We start from the raw sequence: 17880 nt of genomic DNA on the forward strand, positions 1-17880 counted from the left end.
AAATGACCATCGCACGAGGCCGCGGCGATCAGTTCCTGCTGAAGAGCCGCAAAGTTGCCAAGATTCCATTGAACGCGTTGGACCGCGCGGGCGAGCAGATGTCGTTCTACGCGCGCGCAATCGCGTGGACTCCGCGCACCCTGCACCGGTACCGGAAGGAGACGCTTCGGCTGCTCGCCGAAGTGACGTTCGGTAGCGGTGCGCTCGCAGTCATCGGCGGAACGATCGGCGTCATCGCGATGATGTCGGGATTCACCGGTGTCGTCGTCGGTCTTCAGGGCTTCGCCGCCCTCGAGCAGTTGGGTAGCTCGGTTCTGACCGGCTTCCTCTCCGCCTACGTCAACACCCGTGAGATCGCTCCGATCGTTGCGGCCCTCGCGCTCTCGGCCACGGTGGGTTGTGGATTCACAGCTCAGCTCGGCGCCATGCGAATCTCCGAGGAGATCGACGCACTCGAGGTCATGGCGGTGCCTTCGGTGCCGTTCCTGGTCACGACGCGCATGATCGCCGGCTTCGTCGCCGTCATCCCGCTGTACATCGTGGGTCTGCTTGCGGCGTACCTCGCCTCCAGAGTGATCAGTACGGTGTTCAACGGGCAGTCGACGGGCTCGTACGACCACTACTTCAACCTGTTCCTGCCACCGCAGGACGTGCTGTATTCGTTTGCGAAAGTCCTGGTCTTCGCCTTCGTGCTGATCCTGATCCACTGCTACTACGGTTTCCACGCCTCGGGTGGTCCCGCAGGCGTGGGCGTGGCCGTCGGCCGCGCTGTTCGCGCCGCCATCGTGACGATCGCCGTTCTCGACTTCTTCCTCAGCCTCGCAATCTGGGGCACCACGACGACAGTGAGGGTGGCCGGATGATCGAGGCTCCGTCAGTCCTGCGCCGCCGTGTGCTCGGACTCGTGTTCTTCGTGGTGTTGGCCTTGTTCCTGGCCTTCACCATCGGAACTTTCAACAAGACGTTCAAGGACGTCGTGAAGATCGACCTCGTGACCGACACCGTCGGAAATGCTTTGCCGCCCAACGCGGACGTCAAGGTCCGTGGGCTGCTGGTGGGCGAGGTGCGGTCCGCGTCGACGAAAGACGGCCAGGTCACGTCGGTCCTCGCGATCGAACCGGACAAGGCTGATCTGATTCCGTCCAACGTCACGGCACGTCTGCTTCCGAAGACGCTGTTCGGTGAGCGATACGTCTCCCTGATCATTCCGGAGGGAACCACCGCGACCCCGATTTCCGCGGGAACGGTGATTCACCAGGACAAGAGCGGCAACGCTGTCGAGGTCGGTGACGTTCTGGACGGGCTGCTCCCACTCCTGCAGGCCATTCCGCCGCAGGATCTGGCGAACACTCTCGGGTCTCTCGCTCAGGGCCTGACGGGACGCGGTGCCGAGCTCGGTTTGACCGTCGATCGTCTCGAAGAGATCTTCCGCGGCGTCAACACCGAACTACCTGCCGTGCAAGAGGATCTGCGTAAGTTCGCGGACTTCTCCCAGACGTACTCGGACGCTGCGCCCGATCTGGTCAACGCTCTCGACAATCTGCGGACCACGGGTAACACGGTGGTGCAGAAGCAGGATCAGTTGCGGACACTGCTGGCGTCGCTCACCGCGACCTCGTCGAACACAGCAGCATTCCTCGAGACGAACTCGTCCTCGATCATCACGCTGGCTGCAGATTCGACCGAAGCGCTCCAGCTGTTGGCGCAGTACTCGCCGACCTTCGGGTGCACGTTCAAGGGCTTCTCGGACACTGCTCCGGAAGCGGCCAAGATTCTGTCCACCGACGCGCCCAATCCCGGTGTGCGTGCGAGTATTCAGATCGTGAACCCCAAGGGCCGCTACCTGCCCAACCAGGACGAGCCCCGGCTCGTCGACAACCGCGGCCCGGTTTGCTACGACAACGTCACCGAGCCCGGTCGCCCGTTCCCGCAGTACCCCGGCGGGTCGTACGGTGACGGTTCCTACCAGGTGCCGTCCCGCAACCCAGGACCCGCGACCATGGAATTCCTGCCCGCACCCGAGGGCTCCGGACCGCAGCTCTTCTCGACCAACAACAGTGGTCCTGCACAGCAGGCCGGCTACGCGGGCTCGCGACTCGAAGAGGATACGTTGAAGGTGATCTACGGACAGGCCAACGGTGTTGCGCCGGACGACGTTCCGGCGTGGACCACAATGGTCAGTGCTCCGGCATTCGCCGGTGCGGAGGTGAGCGTCCAATGAGAGGACTCGCAGCTCCGCTGACAAAGCTCATCATCTTCGTGGTGGTGACGGTCCTGGCGACAGGACTGCTGGCAGCCAGTATCGCCAACCTCGGAGGCGGTGGCGGTACCAAGTTCAACGCCGTCTTCTCCGACGTCACCTCGCTGAACGAGGGCGACGAGGTACGCATTGCCGGAGTTCGTGTCGGGCAGGTCGAGAAGATCGCCATCGTCAACGACAACCAGGCCGAGGTGCAGTTCTCGGTGTCCGACCGTGATTGGTTGCCGGCGAGTTCCATCGCCACGATCCGGTTCCGCAACCTGGTGGGGCAGCGGTACATCTCGCTTTCACAAGGTGAAGGTAGCCAGGGCAAGAAGATCACCGGCGGCGACACCTTGCCGCTGGCGCAGACGCGCCCGGCGGTCAACCTCACGACGCTCTTCAACGGCTTCAAGCCGCTGTTCACCACTCTGAGCGCCGACGACGTGAACAAGCTGTCGTACCAGATCATCCAGGTCTTCCAGGGTGAGTCGGGAACTATCAGTGAGCTCGTACGCAACACCGCGAGCCTGACCAACACCGTTGCCGACAAGGACGCTGTCATCGGCGCGGTGATCAAGAACCTCAACGACGTTCTCGACACCGTCAACGCAAATGACAAGAACCTCGATTCGCTGATCGTCAACACCCAGCAACTGGTCACCGGGTTGGCCAACGAGCGTGGTGTGGTCGGTTCGGCCGTCACCTCACTCGCCGGCCTGACCGACGCGACAGCCGATCTGCTCGAGCCGACGCGGCCGTCGATCCAGGGCTCGATCACGGCACTCAACACCTTGGCGACCACACTCAACCGTCGTAGTGACGACGTGAATGCGGTGCTCGAGACCTTGCCGGTCAAGCTCGACAAGCTCGCTCGCGTCGCGAGTTACGGTTCCTGGTTCCAGTTCTACCTGTGTGGAATCGACATCGTCGCCGGTCCCGGACAGTCTGCGTCGCTGAATCTGCCCACCGGCCTGCCGACGGTCAACCAGCCGATCTACACCAATGCCGCCACGCGATGCACTCAAGACGGTATGAGGGAGTTGCAAGGTCGATGAGTAAACGTCGCAGTCCGGCAATGGCCGGAGCCATCGGTATTTTCGTGGTGCTGTTGGCCACTTTGTCAGCATTCTTCCTCGATTCGCTTCCGTTCGTGGGGGCAGGGTCGTCCTACTCCGCGGAGTTCTCCGAAGCCGCCGGGCTCAAGCCCGGCAACGAGGTTCGTATCGCCGGAGTGAAAGTCGGAAAGGTCACCTCCGTCGATCTCGACGGAGATCGTGTACTCGTCGATTTCAAGGTCAGCGACGCGTGGGTCGGCGATCAAACTTCGGCGTCCATCCAGATCAAGACGATTCTGGGACAGAAGTACCTCGCACTCGATCCGCGCGGAACCGACAACCTCGATCCCAAGGACCGGATCCCGCTCGAGCGCACCACGTCTCCGTACGACGTCGTTCAGGCTTTCTCGGCCGCGGCGGACACGGTCGGCGACATCGACACCGACCAGTTGGCGAAGAGCATGGAGACGTTGTCCCAAGCCTTCTCCGAGACACCTGGCGACGTGCGAGCCTCGCTCGACGGTGTCAGCCGGTTGTCCCAGACGATCGCGAGCCGCGATCAGGACTTGCAGAAGCTTTTCGACGCGACCGGGAAGACGTCCCAGATCCTTGCTGATCGCAACAAGGAATTCACGCAGCTCATCCGAGACGGCGGACTTCTGGTGCAGGAGCTCAACAATCGTCAGCAGGCGATTTCGCAGTTGCTCACCGGAACTCAGCGAGTCTCGCAGCAGCTCACCGGTCTCGTTCGCGACAACGAGGCGGCAATCGGGCCGGCGTTGACGCAGCTCAACGGCGTCATCGACATCTTGAAGGCCAACAACGAGAACTTGGACAAGGCACTGAAGCTCTACGAACCCTTCATTCGGCTGTACGCCAACGTGGTCGGCAACGGCCGTTGGTTCGACCAGGTCGTCGTGAACCTCCTTCCGCCGGGTCTGCCGGATATTCCGGGCTACCGTGACCCCGTTCGTACGTTGGGAGGCAACTGATGGCTGACACTGGAAGCGGCTCCAAGAAGCGTTCGGTCGCGATCATCGCCGCTGTTCTGATCGGGTTACTCGTCATCGGTGGCGCACTGTGGTGGGTGTTCACGCGCGCCGGAACGACCAAGATCACCGCCTACTTCGACAAGTCGGTGGGTATCTACGACGGTTCCGACGTTCGTGTTCTCGGTGTCAAGGTCGGCACCGTCGAATCCGTCGAACCTCAGGGAGATCAGGTCAAGGTCGAGTTGCGTGTCGATCGTGGGATCGACATCCCCGCCGGCGCCAGCGCCGCACAGATCACTCCTTCGGTGGTTGCCGACCGTTACATCCAGTTGACTCCGGTCTTCACCGGCGGCGACAAGATGTCCAGCGGTGCAGTCATTCCGCTCGAGAAGACGGCGACGCCCGTCGAGGTCGACCAGTTGTACTCCAGCATCGACGAACTCGCGTCGGCACTCGGTCCCGAAGGTGCCAACAAGAACGGTGCGCTGTCCGATTTCGTCGAGGCCGGCGCGGCCAACCTCGAAGGCAACGGTGAAGCGTTGGGGGACAGCATCACCAACCTCTCGGATGCCGCACGGACGCTGAACGATTCGCGTGACAACATCTCGCTCACCATCAAGAACCTCGATACGTTCGTGGGTGCGCTCGCGGCCAACGATCAGCAGGTGCGTCAGTTCAACACTCAGTTGTCGGACCTGACCGGATTCTTGGCAGGTGAACGCGACGATCTCGGTGCCGCCCTGAATCAGCTCTCGATCGCACTCGGCGACGTCGCGAAGTTCGTGGCCGACAACCGCGATCAACTGGTCCAGACAACCGAGGGTCTCGTCGAACCGACACAGACATTGGCGAACAACAAGGAAGCCCTGGCCAACACGCTCACCATGCTTCCGTTGGCGATCTCCAACCTGGTCAACTCGTACGACGCCGAATCAGGTGTGCTCGCTTCACGTCTGGCGTTCCCTGATCTTCAGAACCCGGCCGGAGTGCTCTGCAAGTTGATGGACCTCGGCAAACTATTGCCTGGTGATCCGCGGTTCGAGGCGTTGGGACGGCAGATGCAACCGGCCATCGACCAGTGCGCAAACGTCGCAGCGATGACCGACGCAGCCAATCAGGCTGCAGGCCTGAACCTTCCCTTCGGCATCCTTGCCGGTTCCGAACGACAGATGCAGGTAGTTCCGGGCACTGTGCCCGGCGTCGTGTCACCGCGACTGACCAGTGGAAACGGGGAGGGCGAGTGAAGCGTTCATTGATAGTCGGCGCCGGATTGTGCGCCGTCCTGATCTCGGCAACCGCCTGCTCGTCCGAGGGGATCTACGCTGTCCCGCTTCCCGGCGGTCCTGATGTGGGATCCGATCCGATGCACTTGACCATTCAGTTCGACGATGTCCTGGACCTTGTTCCGCAGTCCGCTGTGAAGGTCGACGGCGTTCCTGTCGGTCGCGTCGACGACGTATCGGTCGGACCGGACGGATGGACCGCGGACGTCGGCATCATCCTTGACTCGTCGGTTGATCTGCCCGCCAATGCAATTGCCGCGGTCGAGCAGACGAACCTGCTCGGCGAGAAGTTCATCCAGCTGTCGGCCCCGCCGTCAGGCCCGGACTCTGCGAAGCTGGCCGACGGCGATCTGATCCCGCTCGATCGCACCCGGCACGCCACCGAGATCGAGCAGGTTCTCGGCGCGTTGTCGCTGCTCCTCAACGGCGGCGGTGTCGGCCAGTTGCAGCCCATCGTCGAAGAACTCGGGGCCGCGTTCGACGGCCGCGAAGGCAAGACGAGGAGTCTGCTGGAGCAGGCGAACACTCTCATCGGTGGACTCAACGAGCAGCGTGACGACATCACCCGCGCGCTCGACGGACTCGACGTGCTGTCGAGTCGAGTCAACGATCAGAACGAGAAGATCGGCAAGATTCTCGAGGAACTGCCCGTTGCGACACAGGTTCTCAACGAGCAGCGTCCGCAGTTGACGCAGATGCTCGCTCAGGTGGATCGACTCGGAACAGTGGGAACCGACGTCCTCACGCAGTCGAAGGACGATCTGATCGCTGATCTTCAGGCCCTTCGTCCGACGCTTCAGGCGCTTGCGGACTCCGGTGACGACTTCGTCGGGGCACTTCCTTTTCTCCCGACCTTCCCGTTCCCGGACGGTGTCGAGAAGATTGCGCAGGGTGGTTCGGTGAACCTCTTCCTGAGCGTCGACCTGCAGATCGGCAATACTCTCTCGGGTCTTGGTGTCGGACAGGGTGAACCGGAATACCGTCAGCCGAAGTTCGGCAATCCCAAGCCGGTAGTCGATCCGTCCAACCCGTATTACAACGGCAACGGACCGCGGCCGGGTTGGCCGACGGTGTCACTGCTGCCGATCGCTCCGATCCTGCCGCAGATCCCCGTCGTCGCCGGTCTTCCCGCGACAACGGCCGGTGACCCGGCAACCCCCGCTCCGGCGGCGGATCCGCTCAACCCCATCCAGGGAATGCTGGAACAGTTCGGAATCGGTGGTGATGGACAGTGAGATCAGCTCTGGTCAAATGGCAGCTAGTCGGCTTTGTCTTGGTTGCGCTTCTGGGTCTCATCTACGTCGGTGCCAAGTACGTGCGTCTGGACAACCTCATGGGGTTCGGGCAGTACACGGTCAAGACCGAATTGGCCACGTCCGGTGGAATTTTCACCAACGCCGAAGTGACGTACCGCGGCGTTCCGGTCGGCCGAGTGGGCGACATGTCGTTGACCGAGGACGGAATTCAGGTCGACCTGAAGATCGACAACAGTGCTCCGGAGATTCCCTCGTCGGCCCGTGCCGTCGTGGCTAACCGCTCCGCCATCGGTGAGCAGTACGTCGATCTTCAGCCCGATACCGATCAGGGACCTTTCCTCGAGGACGGGTCGGTGATTGCGGTGGGGGACACCACAACTCCGATCCCGATCGAGGATGTGTTGACCAGTGCAAACGGCTTGGTCAAGTCCGTGCCGGTCGACGCACTCCACACCGTCGCCGTCGAACTCGGTGCCGCGTTCAACGGCAAGGGTGAGGACATTCAGGTCCTGGCCGATTCGTTGTCCGGTCTCTCGCAGTCCGGTCTCGACACTCTGCCTCAGACACTCGCGCTGATTCGCAACAGCGAGACGGTTCTGACGACGCAGTCGGATCAGTCCTCCGCGATCAAGCAGTTCAGTACCGATCTCGACGCTGTCACGGCGCAGTTGCGTACCAGCGACCCGGACATTCGACGTTTGATCGACAACGGCATTCCGGCCAGCGATCAGATCGGTGCCCTCATCAACGAGGGCGGTCCGAGCCTGACGACCGACCTGACCAATCTGGCGGCCACTACCAAGACACTTGCGCCGCGAACGATCGCGCTGCAGCCGTTCCTGATCTTCCTTCCTGGCCTTGCCGCTGCCGCACCGACGGTTGCTCCCGGCGACGGAACGGTCCATCAGGGCTTGGTGCTGGAGACCAACAATCCGCTCTCGTGCACGGTGGGTTACGAAGGCACGATGGCGATCCTGGACGACATGAAGCGTCAGAATCCCAATTTCGACGACACCCAGCAGGATTTCCCGCTCAACACCGCGGCGTCGTGTGAGGTGCCGTTGGGCAGCGAGACGGGTGTCCGTAGTGCCAACCGTGTGATCTACGCAGACCCCGACACGATCCAGCCTTGGGACTTCAAGCCGAAGGTCGATCCGGACAAGTTGAACCTCAACCCGATCGCGACGCAGTTGGCGCCGATGCTCGGAGTGACACCGAAGTAGACCGATCCGAATGTGATCGAGTTTGTGCAGTTCAGGCTACTGAGTTGTGGCAGTTGACGATTCGCGGCCAGAGGCTGGGCAAAACAGGTAAGTAGGGTAGTGAGTGTGATTCAGAGAAACAGTTCCCCGCAGTCCGGCGGGCCCGAGCAAGTCGAAGCGGGAACGCCGACGACCGGCAAACCGAAGGGACTGACAGCGTCTCTGATTGCGGTCGGTGTCTTGCTTCTGGCGGCAGTGGTTGCGCTCGGTGTGTTCGGCGTCCCGTACGTTCGGGCGCTGACCACCGACCGCACCACCGCCGAGATGCGTGACGACGCGCTGATCGGTGCGCAGCAAGTCGCGATCAATCTCAACAACGCGGACTCGGCCAATCTCGACCAGTCGATCGAGAACATGCGTTCCTCGGTGACCGGTGACGAGATGACGACGTATCTGCAGACCGTTCAGGATTCGATCACCGACGAATTGCGTAACTCCGGCTCGAAGGCTGACACCGAGGTTGTGCAGTCCGCTCTGACCGAACTCAACACCGATGATCGGACCGCCACGGCTCTGGTCGTCGTTCGAGTGACCACGACGCAGGGCAACCAGTTCGTCAAGAACCAGCTCGGGATGCGGCTCGGAATGGTCGAGGTGGACGGGGTCTGGAAGGCGCAGTCGGCCGATCCGGTCGGATCGCGGGTCGACCTCGGCTCCGGCACTTTGCCGGCTGCCGACGGCTCCACGCCGGCACCCGATGCGACGCCCGCCCCCGGCTCGGGGACCGAAGCACCCGCATCCAGTGCTCCTGCACCGACAACCGAGGGTGGTGATTCCGGTGGCCAGTAGTTCTTCGAACCTGCACACCGACATCCCTCGAAGGAGAAGCGCGTAATGCCACCCAAACGTCGTACCGGCGGACCGTCCTCCCCGCAGAACCGTCGGCCGAAGATCGCGGGAAGCGCTCGCTCGCTCAACGTCCCCGCGGGGACGTCCGATTCGGATCCGGTCGAGCCCACTATCGAGCAGCCGGAAGCAGCGACACCAGAAGCAGCGGCTCCGGAAGCAGTGACTCCCGAAGCAGTGACTCCCAAAGCAGCGACACCTGAATCAGCGAAGCCGAACCTCGCGAAGGCGCAAGCCTCCAGTGCCGAGCCGGCGAAGTCTGAATCCGACGACCCGGAATCCACACCAGCCCCGGATCTCACCAAGCCGGCGAAGACCGTCGCCGACGAACCGAAGGCCGCTTCCGAAGAGTCGAAGGCCCCCGCTGCCCCGGAGACGGACGCGGGGGAGTCGGCGACAACCTCCCCACCATCCAGGGTCGGCTGGCGCCTGGTCGCGATCCTGGGGGCAGCAGCGGTCATCGTCGCGATCATCGCCGGCATCGCCTTCTTCAAAGTCGGCGCGAAGACGGACGACATCGCCTGGGTGGACGAAGGCGCCACGGCTGAGGTTCTTCGTGTGACGCCGTCGGCGTTGGCTGCAGTCTTCACGTTCTCTCCCGACACGTTCGACGCCGATTTCGACAAGGGTGTCCAGGGCCTGAACCAGTCGATGCGCGATCAGCTGACGCAGTACAAGGACACGCAGAAGGCCGGCGTCGAACAAACCCAGACGGCAACGACCGCTGATGTCCCGCTGATCGGGATCACACGGCTCGAGAAGGACCGGGCGCAGTTGCTCGCCCAACTGAACGTCAGCTCGACGCAGAACGGCGTGGCGGCAGACTCTCGCTCAGGAATGGTCATCGTGAGCCTGGAGAAGCAGGACGGAAACTGGCTGATTTCTGAGATTCGCGACCAGTAGAACGCGAGTAGCCCCTGCGTAGCAGCGCGAAGATCTGGATCGACGCACGATGTCGGTCCAGATTTTTCGTATGTGATGCCGTTGCTGGCTACACTCCCGGTGGCAGTGTTCGAATGCGCGTCACGAATGTTCGAATGCTGCGACACGCGCTCTCGCCCTTGACGGAGCGGTCCGCAAGGTCCACTCTGATCGGTGAACATGCACGGACGAGTGATCGGCAGTCTCACGTCAGTATCTGAATTCGACCCTCAGTTACACCCGACTCGACATTTCCAGAGTAAGGGTGTACTTTTGGACGTTGCGCTGGCTGCCTCCTGTCCACCCCTCGTCTCAACCGCTGCGAAGTCAAGTACTTCTTGCTTTCTGCGACGGGTTTCGTTCGGGTTGTAACCAGCGAAATTCGAAGCAGATACAGCGGCGGTCGCAACAGCACGGAGCGGCCCGCGTGAGGTGCTGGAAGGACGCATCTTGGCAGTCTCTAGCCAGACCAAGGCAGTTTCCGGAATCCCCGGAGCCCCGAAGAGGGTTTCGTTCGCGAAAGTTCGCGAACCCCTCGAAGTTCCCGGGCTTCTTGACGTACAGACAGATTCGTTCGAGTGGCTGATCGGCGCGCAGAGTTGGCGCGAACGAGCAGCGGCACTCGGCGACAATGCAGTGTCCGGTGGTCTCGAGGACATCCTCGCGGAGCTTTCTCCGATCGAGGATTTCAACGGCACTATGTCGCTGTCCTTCTCCGACCCTCGATTCGACGAGGTCAAGGCCTCGACGGACGAGTGCAAAGACAAGGACATGACCTACGCGGCGCCGTTGTTCGTCACCGCGGAGTTCATCAACAACAACACTGGTGAGATCAAGAGCCAGACGGTCTTCATGGGAGATTTCCCGATGATGACCGACAAGGGCACCTTCATCATCAACGGCACCGAGCGTGTGGTCGTCTCGCAGCTCGTGCGTTCCCCCGGTGTGTACTTCGACATGAGCGTCGACAAGAGCACCGAGAAGGATCTGCACAGCGTCAAGGTGATCCCGGGTCGCGGCGCATGGCTCGAGTTCGACGTCGACAAGCGCGACACCGTTGGTGTCCGTATCGACCGCAAGCGTCGTCAGCCTGTCACCGTCCTGCTCAAGGCACTCGGCTGGACCACCGAGCAGATCACGGAGCGCTTCGGCTTCTCCGAGATCCTCATGGCCACGCTGGAGAAGGACAACACCGCCGGCACCGATGAGGCGTTGCTCGACATCTACCGCAAGCTGCGTCCGGGCGAGCCCCCCACCAAGGAGAGCGCGCAGACTCTGCTGGAGAACCTGTTCTTCAAGGACAAGCGCTACGACCTCGCTCGCGTGGGTCGTTACAAGATCAACAAGAAGCTCGGCCTTAACGCGGGTCAGCCGATCGTTGCATCCACGCTCACCGAAGAAGACATCGTCGCCACCGTCGAGTACCTCGTGCGTCTGCACGCAGGTGACACCTCGATGACGGCTCCGGGCGGCGTCGAGGTTCCCGTCGAGGTCGACGACATCGACCACTTCGGCAACCGTCGTCTGCGTACGGTCGGCGAGCTCATCCAGAACCAGATCCGCGTGGGCCTGTCCCGCATGGAGCGCGTGGTTCGTGAGCGCATGACCACGCAGGACGTCGAGGCAATCACGCCTCAGACGCTGATCAACATCCGTCCCGTCGTCGCTGCGATCAGGGAGTTCTTCGGAACCTCCCAGCTGTCGCAGTTCATGGACCAGAACAACCCGCTGTCGGGGCTGACGCACAAGCGTCGTCTGTCCGCCCTCGGCCCGGGTGGTCTGTCCCGTGAGCGCGCCGGCCTCGAGGTTCGCGACGTTCACCCGTCGCACTACGGCCGCATGTGCCCGATCGAGACCCCGGAAGGCCCGAACATCGGCCTGATCGGTTCACTGTCGGTCTACGCCCGCGTCAACCCGTTCGGTTTCATCGAGACCCCGTACCGTCGCGTCGTCGACGGACAGGTGACGGATGACGTCGACTACCTGACCGCCGACGAAGAAGACCGCCACGTGGTCGCGCAGGCCAACTCGGCCATCGACCGTGAGGGTCGCTTCACCGACTCGAAGATTCTCGTCCGCCGTAAGGGTGGCGAGGTCGAGTTCGTCGCGTCCTCCGACATCGACTACATGGACGTTTCGCCGCGTCAGATGGTGTCCGTCGCTACCGCGATGATTCCGTTCCTCGAGCACGACGATGCAAACCGTGCCCTGATGGGCGCGAACATGCAGCGTCAGGCTGTCCCGCTGGTTCGCAGCGAGGCACCTCTCGTCGGAACCGGCATGGAGCTGCGTGCAGCTGTGGATGCCGGCGACGTCATCATCACCGAGAAGACCGGTGTCGTGGAGGAGATCTCCGCGGACTACGTCACGGTGATGGCTGACGACGGAAGCCGCAAGACGTACCGGATGCGCAAGTTCGCGCGTTCCAACCAGGGCACGTGCGCCAACCAGCGTCCGATCGTGGACGAGGGACAGCGTGTCGAGGCCGGCCAGGTTCTGGCCGACGGCCCTTGCACCGAGAACGGTGAGATGGCGCTGGGCAAGAACTTGCTCGTCGCGATCATGCCGTGGGAAGGCCACAACTACGAGGACGCGATCATTCTGTCGCAGCGTCTCGTGGAAGAGGACGTCCTGACCTCGATTCACATCGAGGAGCACGAGATCGATGCCCGCGACACCAAGCTCGGTGCCGAGGAAATCACTCGCGACATCCCGAACGTCTCCGACGAGGTCCTCGCTGACCTCGACGAGCGCGGCATCATCCGTATCGGTGCCGAGGTTCGTGACGGCGACGTGCTGGTCGGAAAGGTCACGCCGAAGGGCGAGACCGAGCTGACCCCCGAAGAGCGCCTCCTTCGCGCCATCTTCGGTGAGAAGGCTCGCGAGGTTCGTGACACGTCCCTCAAGGTTCCTCACGGTGAGACCGGCAAGGTCATCGGAATCCGCGTGTTCTCGCGTGACGAAGACGACGATCTGCCTCCCGGTGTCAACGAGTTGGTCCGCGTGTACGTGGCACAGAAGCGCAAGATCCAGGACGGCGACAAGCTCGCCGGCCGCCACGGTAACAAGGGCGTCATCGGCAAGATCCTGCCGCAGGAAGACATGCCGTTCCTCTCGGACGGCACGCCTGTCGACATCATCTTGAACACGCACGGCGTCCCGCGTCGTATGAACATCGGTCAGGTCCTGGAGACCCACCTCGGGTGGATCGGCAAGACCGGCTGGAACGTTCAGATCGCGTCCGACGGCTCTCGTCCCGACTGGGCTGCGACCCTGCCGGAAGAGATGCTGTCCGCTCCGGCCGACTCGAACATCGCCACCCCGGTGTTCGACGGTGCGAAGGAAGACGAGCTCACCGGTCTCCTCGGCGCGACGCTGCCGAACCGTGACGGCGAGCAGATGGTCGGACCCGACGGAAAGGCCACCTTGTTCGACGGCCGCTCCGGCGAGCCGTTCCCGTACCCGGTCTCGGTCGGTTACATGTACATCATCAAGCTGCACCACTTGGTCGACGACAAGATCCACGCTCGTTCGACCGGTCCGTACTCGATGATCACGCAGCAGCCTCTCGGTGGTAAGGCCCAGTTCGGTGGCCAGCGCTTCGGTGAGATGGAGTGCTGGGCGATGCAGGCCTACGGCGCGGCTTACACGCTGCAGGAACTGCTGACCATCAAGTCGGACGACGTGGTCGGTCGAGTCAAGGTGTACGAAGCCATCGTCAAGGGCGAGAACATCCCCGAACCCGGCATCCCCGAGTCGTTCAAGGTGCTCCTCAAGGAGCTCCAGTCGCTCTGCCTCAACGTGGAGGTGCTGTCCTCGGACGGCGCGGCCATCACGATGGCGGACGGCGACGACGAGGACTTGGAGCGGGCCGCAGCGAACCTGGGCATCAACCTGTCTAGGAACGAAGCTGCGACGGTCGACGACCTCGCGAACTAGGTTTCGGTCCCCGGGTTGTTCTTCGAAAGAGCGGCCCGGGGGCGTAGTTCACATTTGAATTGGCAGTCAGGTTGCCGGGTGACCGGCAACCGTAACCCCAACGGGGAAAGGAAGTTACGTGCTCGACGTCAACTTCTTCGATGAACTCCGCATTGGCTTGGCCAGTGCAGAGGACATCCGCAATTGGTCCTACGGCGAGGTCAAGAAGCCGGAGACCATCAACTACCGCACGCTCAAGCCCGAGAAGGACGGCCTCTTCTGCGAGAAGATCTTCGGCCCCACCCGGGACTGGGAGTGCTACTGCGGTAAGTACAAGCGTGTCCGCTTCAAGGGCATCATCTGTGAGCGCTGTGGCGTCGAGGTCACTCGCGCCAAGGTTCGTCGTGAGCGCATGGGTCACATCGAACTGGCCGCACCGGTCACGCACATCTGGTACTTCAAGGGTGTTCCGAGCCGTCTCGGTTACCTGCTCGACCTGGCTCCGAAGGATCTCGAAAAGATCATCTACTTCGCTGCCTACGTCATCGTCGGCGTCGACGAGGAGCTCCGTCACAACGAGCTGTCCACCCTCGAAGCCGAGATGCAGGTCGAGAAGAAGACCGTCGCAGATCAGCGCGACGCCGATCTCGAGGCACGTGCGCAGAAGCTCGAAGCCGACATCGCGGAGCTCGAGGCAGAGGGCGCGAAGTCCGATGTCCGCCGCAAGGTCAAGGACGGCGGCGAGCGCGAAATGCGTCAGCTCCGTGACCGCGCGCAGCGTGAGCTGGATCGTCTCGACGAGATCTGGACCACCTTCACCAAGCTGAGCGTCAAGCAGCTCATCATCGACGAGCTGCTGTACCGCGAGCTGGTCGACCGTTACGGCGAGTACTTCACGGGTGCGATGGGCGCAGAGTCCATCCAGATCCTGATGCAGAACTTCGACCTCGACGCCGAGGCAGAGTCTCTTCGCGAGACCATCCGCAGCGGCAAGGGCCAGAAGAAGCTGCGTGCTCTCAAGCGCCTCAAGGTGGTTGCGGCTTTCCAGACCAACGGCAACTCGCCGATGGGCATGGTCCTCAACGCTGTTCCGGTGATCCCGCCGGAGCTTCGCCCGATGGTTCAGCTCGACGGTGGACGTTTCGCGACGTCCGACCTCAACGACCTGTACCGCCGAGTCATCAACCGCAACAACCGCCTCAAGCGACTGATCGACCTCGGTGCTCCCGAGATCATCGTCAACAACGAGAAGCGGATGCTGCAGGAGTCGGTCGACGCCCTGTTCGACAACGGTCGTCGTGGACGTCCGGTCACCGGACCGGGTAACCGCCCGCTGAAGTCCCTGAGCGATCTGCTCAAGGGCAAGCAGGGTCGTTTCCGTCAGAACCTGCTCGGTAAGCGCGTCGACTACTCGGGTCGTTCCGTGATCGTCGTCGGTCCTCAGCTCAAGCTGCACCAGTGTGGTCTGCCCAAGCTGATGGCTCTCGAGCTGTTCAAGCCGTTCGTGATGAAGCGTCTGGTCGATCTGAACCACGCGCAGAACATCAAGTCGGCAAAGCGCATGGTCGAGCGCAAGCGCGTCCAGGTGTGGGACGTCCTCGAAGAGGTCATCGCCGAGCACCCCGTGCTGCTCAACCGTGCACCTACGCTGCACCGTCTGGGTATCCAGGCATTCGAGCCGCAGCTTGTCGAGGGCAAGGCCATTCAGCTCCACCCGCTGGTGTGTGAGGCCTTCAACGCCGACTTCGACGGTGACCAGATGGCTGTTCACCTCCCGCTGTCGGCAGAGGCTCAGGCCGAGGCGCGCATCTTGATGCTGTCCTCGAACAACATCCTCTCGCCTGCTTCGGGTCGCCCGCTCGCCATGCCGCGTCTGGACATGGTCACGGGTCTGTTCCACCTCACCCGTCTCGACGAGGGTGTCACCGGTGAGCTCATTGCTCCGACCAACGACGAGGCAGAGCAGGGCGTGTACTCCTCGCCCGCCGAGGCTCAGATGGCGGTCGACCGCGGTGCTCTCTCGGTACAGGCTCAGATCAAGGTGCGTCTGACGCAGCAGCGTCCGCCGCGCGACCTCGAGAACGAACTGTTCCCCGAGGGCTGGAACTACGGTGACGGCTGGACCGCCACCACGACACTCGGCCGTGTGCTCTTCAACGAGCTGCTTCCGGCGGACTACCCGTTCGTCAACGAGCAGATGCCGAAGAAGCGCCAGGCGACGATCATCAACGATCTCGCCGAGCGGTACCCGATGATCGTGGTTGCACAGACCGTCGACAAGCTCAAGGACGTCGGGTTCTACTGGGCCACCCGTTCGGGTGTCACGGTCTCGATTTCCGACGTGCTCGTGCCGCCGGAGAAGCCCGCCATCATCGAGGACTTCGAGGCTCAGGCCGACAAGATCGAGAAGCAGTACCAGCGTGGTGCTTTGGACAAGAAGGAGCGCAACAGCGCTCTGGTCACCATTTGGCAGGAAGCGACCGACAAGGTCGGCAAGGCCATGGAGGCTCACTTCCCCGACAGCAACCCGATCCCGATGATCGTGAAGTCCGGCGCAGCCGGCAACATGACTCAGGTTCGCTCGCTCGCCGGTATGAAGGGCTTGGTGACAAACCCGAAGGGTGAGTTCATCCCGCGTCCGATCAAGTCTTCCTTCAAGGAAGGCCTGACCGTTCTCGAGTACTTCATCAACACGCACGGTGCTCGTAAGGGTCTGGCCGATACCGCACTCCGCACCGCCGACTCGGGTTACCTGACCCGTCGTCTGGTGGACGTTTCGCAGGACGTCATCGTCCGCGAGGTCGACTGTGGAACAGAGCGCGGCATCGTCACCACGATCGCCGAGAAGCAGGCCGACGGCACGATGATCCGCGATGCTCACGTGGAGACCAGCACGTACGCCCGTACCTTGGCGGCCGATGCAGTCGACGCGAACGGCACCGTCATCGTCGAGCGTGGCCACGATCTCGGTGACCCCGCGATCGATGCTCTGCTCGAGGCCGGCATCACGACGGTCAAGGTCCGCTCGGTCCTGACCTGCACCACCGGCACCGGCGTTTGTGCCACTTGCTACGGCCGCTCGATGGCCACCGGCAAGCTGGTCGACATCGGTGAGGCTGTCGGTATTGTCGCCGCTCAGTCGATCGGTGAGCCCGGTACCCAGCTGACCATGCGTACCTTCCACCAGGGTGGTGTCGCAGGAGATGACATCACCGGCGGTCTGCCGCGTGTCCAGGAGCTGTTCGAGGCACGTGTGCCCAAGGGCAAGGCTCCCATCGCGGACGTCACCGGTCGGGTACAGCTCGAAGACGGCGATCGTTTCTACAAGATCACCATCGTTCCGGACGACGGCGGCGAAGAGGTTGTCTACGACAAGCTCAGCAAGCGTCAGCGTCTGCGCGTCTTCAAGCACGCCGACGGTCGCGAAAGCCTCTTGGCTGACGGTGACCACGTCGAGGTCGGACAGCAGCTCATGGAAGGTGCTGCCGATCCCCACGAGGTTCTGCGAGTCATGGGTCCGCGTCAGGTTCAGATCCACTTGGTCAACGAGGTCCAGGAGGTGTACCGGAGCCAGGGTGTGTCGATCCACGACAAGCACATCGAGGTCATCGTGCGCCAGATGCTTCGTCGCGTGACGATCATCGATTCCGGTGCCACCGAGTTCCTGCCCGGTTCGCTCACCGAGCGCGCCGAGTTCGAGTCGGCAAACCGCCGCGTTGTCGCCGAGGGTGGCGAGCCCGCAGCCGGCCGTCCGGTGCTCATGGGTATCACGAAGGCGTCGCTCGCGACGGATTCGTGGCTGTCCGCGGCATCGTTCCAGGAGACCACTCGTGTCTTGACCGACGCGGCTATCAACTGCCGTTCGGACAAGCTGATCGGTCTGAAGGAAAATGTCATCATCGGTAAGCTGATCCCTGCCGGTACCGGTATCAACCGTTACCGCAACATCCAGGTTCAGCCCACCGAAGAGGCGCGCGCCGCTGCTTACGCAGTGCCGTCGTACGACGACCAGTACTACAGCCCGGACGGCTTCGGCCAGAACACCGGTGCTGCAGTTCCGCTGGACGACTACGGCTTCAGCAACGACTACCGCTAGTCGGGTAGT

At 62.4% G+C, this 17880-nt stretch carries 11 protein-coding genes; all 11 read left to right on the forward strand.

Translation table 11 applies throughout. The annotated features are described in order from the left end of the window. The first annotated feature begins 2 nt into the window (after positions 1 to 2). The 11 genes from ACFWEM_RS23935 (at position 3) to ACFWEM_RS23985 (ending at position 17871) form a co-directional block, all read left to right on the forward strand. Positions 3 to 863: an ABC transporter permease gene (locus tag ACFWEM_RS23935; protein ID WP_230812149.1), complete on the forward strand. Its 861-nt coding sequence runs from the start codon at positions 3 to 5 to the stop codon at positions 861 to 863. Continuing rightward, a complete protein-coding gene (locus ACFWEM_RS23940) occupies positions 860 to 2221 on the forward strand; it encodes an MCE family protein (RefSeq protein WP_230812150.1) in 1362 nt (453 codons plus the stop codon). Before ACFWEM_RS23935 ends, ACFWEM_RS23940 begins: the two co-directional genes overlap by 4 nt. Next, positions 2218 to 3297 (forward strand): MCE family protein, encoded by a 1080-nt coding sequence (locus tag ACFWEM_RS23945; protein WP_378447182.1) that lies wholly within the window; start codon positions 2218 to 2220, stop codon positions 3295 to 3297. Before ACFWEM_RS23940 ends, ACFWEM_RS23945 begins: the two co-directional genes overlap by 4 nt. Continuing rightward, a complete protein-coding gene (locus tag ACFWEM_RS23950) occupies positions 3294 to 4289 on the forward strand; it encodes an MCE family protein (RefSeq protein ID WP_230812152.1) in 996 nt (331 codons plus the stop codon). Before ACFWEM_RS23945 ends, ACFWEM_RS23950 begins: the two co-directional genes overlap by 4 nt. After that, the gene (locus ACFWEM_RS23955) at positions 4289 to 5533 is read left to right on the forward strand and encodes an MCE family protein (protein ID WP_378537642.1); all 1245 of its coding nucleotides are present in this window, start codon (positions 4289 to 4291) and stop codon (positions 5531 to 5533) included. Before ACFWEM_RS23950 ends, ACFWEM_RS23955 begins: the two co-directional genes overlap by 1 nt. Further along, positions 5530 to 6807, forward strand: a complete 1278-nt coding sequence (locus ACFWEM_RS23960) for an MCE family protein (protein WP_378447184.1) — start codon at positions 5530 to 5532, stop codon at positions 6805 to 6807. The genes ACFWEM_RS23955 and ACFWEM_RS23960 overlap by 4 nt, the downstream gene beginning before the upstream one ends. Continuing rightward, complete coding sequence (locus ACFWEM_RS23965) at positions 6804 to 8051, forward strand: MCE family protein (RefSeq protein ID WP_378537644.1); 1248 nt, start codon at positions 6804 to 6806, stop codon at positions 8049 to 8051. Before ACFWEM_RS23960 ends, ACFWEM_RS23965 begins: the two co-directional genes overlap by 4 nt. 99 nt (positions 8052 to 8150) lie before the next feature. After that, positions 8151 to 8879, forward strand: a complete 729-nt coding sequence (locus ACFWEM_RS23970) for a hypothetical protein (RefSeq protein ID WP_308251467.1) — start codon at positions 8151 to 8153, stop codon at positions 8877 to 8879. A gap of 45 nt (positions 8880 to 8924) precedes the next feature. Then, positions 8925 to 9839 carry a hypothetical protein gene (locus ACFWEM_RS23975; RefSeq protein ID WP_378537647.1) on the forward strand — a complete coding sequence of 305 codons (915 nt, stop codon included), beginning with the start codon at positions 8925 to 8927 and terminating at the stop codon, positions 9837 to 9839. 450 nt (positions 9840 to 10289) lie between these two features. Beyond that, positions 10290 to 13796, forward strand: a complete 3507-nt coding sequence (rpoB, locus tag ACFWEM_RS23980) for a DNA-directed RNA polymerase subunit beta (RefSeq protein WP_378447187.1) — start codon at positions 10290 to 10292, stop codon at positions 13794 to 13796. 118 nt (positions 13797 to 13914) lie between these two features. Further along, positions 13915 to 17871 carry a DNA-directed RNA polymerase subunit beta' gene (locus ACFWEM_RS23985; RefSeq protein WP_378447188.1) on the forward strand — a complete coding sequence of 1319 codons (3957 nt, stop codon included), beginning with the start codon at positions 13915 to 13917 and terminating at the stop codon, positions 17869 to 17871. The last annotated feature ends 9 nt before the right edge of the window (positions 17872 to 17880 follow it).

The organism is Rhodococcus sp. NPDC060176, from assembly GCF_042728675.1.
Classification (GTDB): Bacteria; Actinomycetota; Actinomycetes; order Mycobacteriales; family Mycobacteriaceae; genus Rhodococcus_F.

Excerpts from the sequence above, each read along its gene's own strand:
- ACFWEM_RS23935 (WP_230812149.1), top strand. The coding sequence starts at position 3 with ATGACCATCGCACGAGGCCGCGGCGATCAGTTCCTGCTGAAGAGCCGC.
- ACFWEM_RS23940 (WP_230812150.1), top strand. The coding sequence starts at position 860 with ATGATCGAGGCTCCGTCAGTCCTGCGCCGCCGTGTGCTCGGACTCGTG.
- ACFWEM_RS23945 (WP_378447182.1), top strand. The coding sequence starts at position 2,218 with ATGAGAGGACTCGCAGCTCCGCTGACAAAGCTCATCATCTTCGTGGTG.
- ACFWEM_RS23950 (WP_230812152.1), top strand. The coding sequence starts at position 3,294 with ATGAGTAAACGTCGCAGTCCGGCAATGGCCGGAGCCATCGGTATTTTC.
- ACFWEM_RS23955 (WP_378537642.1), top strand. The coding sequence starts at position 4,289 with ATGGCTGACACTGGAAGCGGCTCCAAGAAGCGTTCGGTCGCGATCATC.
- ACFWEM_RS23975 (WP_378537647.1), top strand. The coding sequence starts at position 8,925 with ATGCCACCCAAACGTCGTACCGGCGGACCGTCCTCCCCGCAGAACCGT.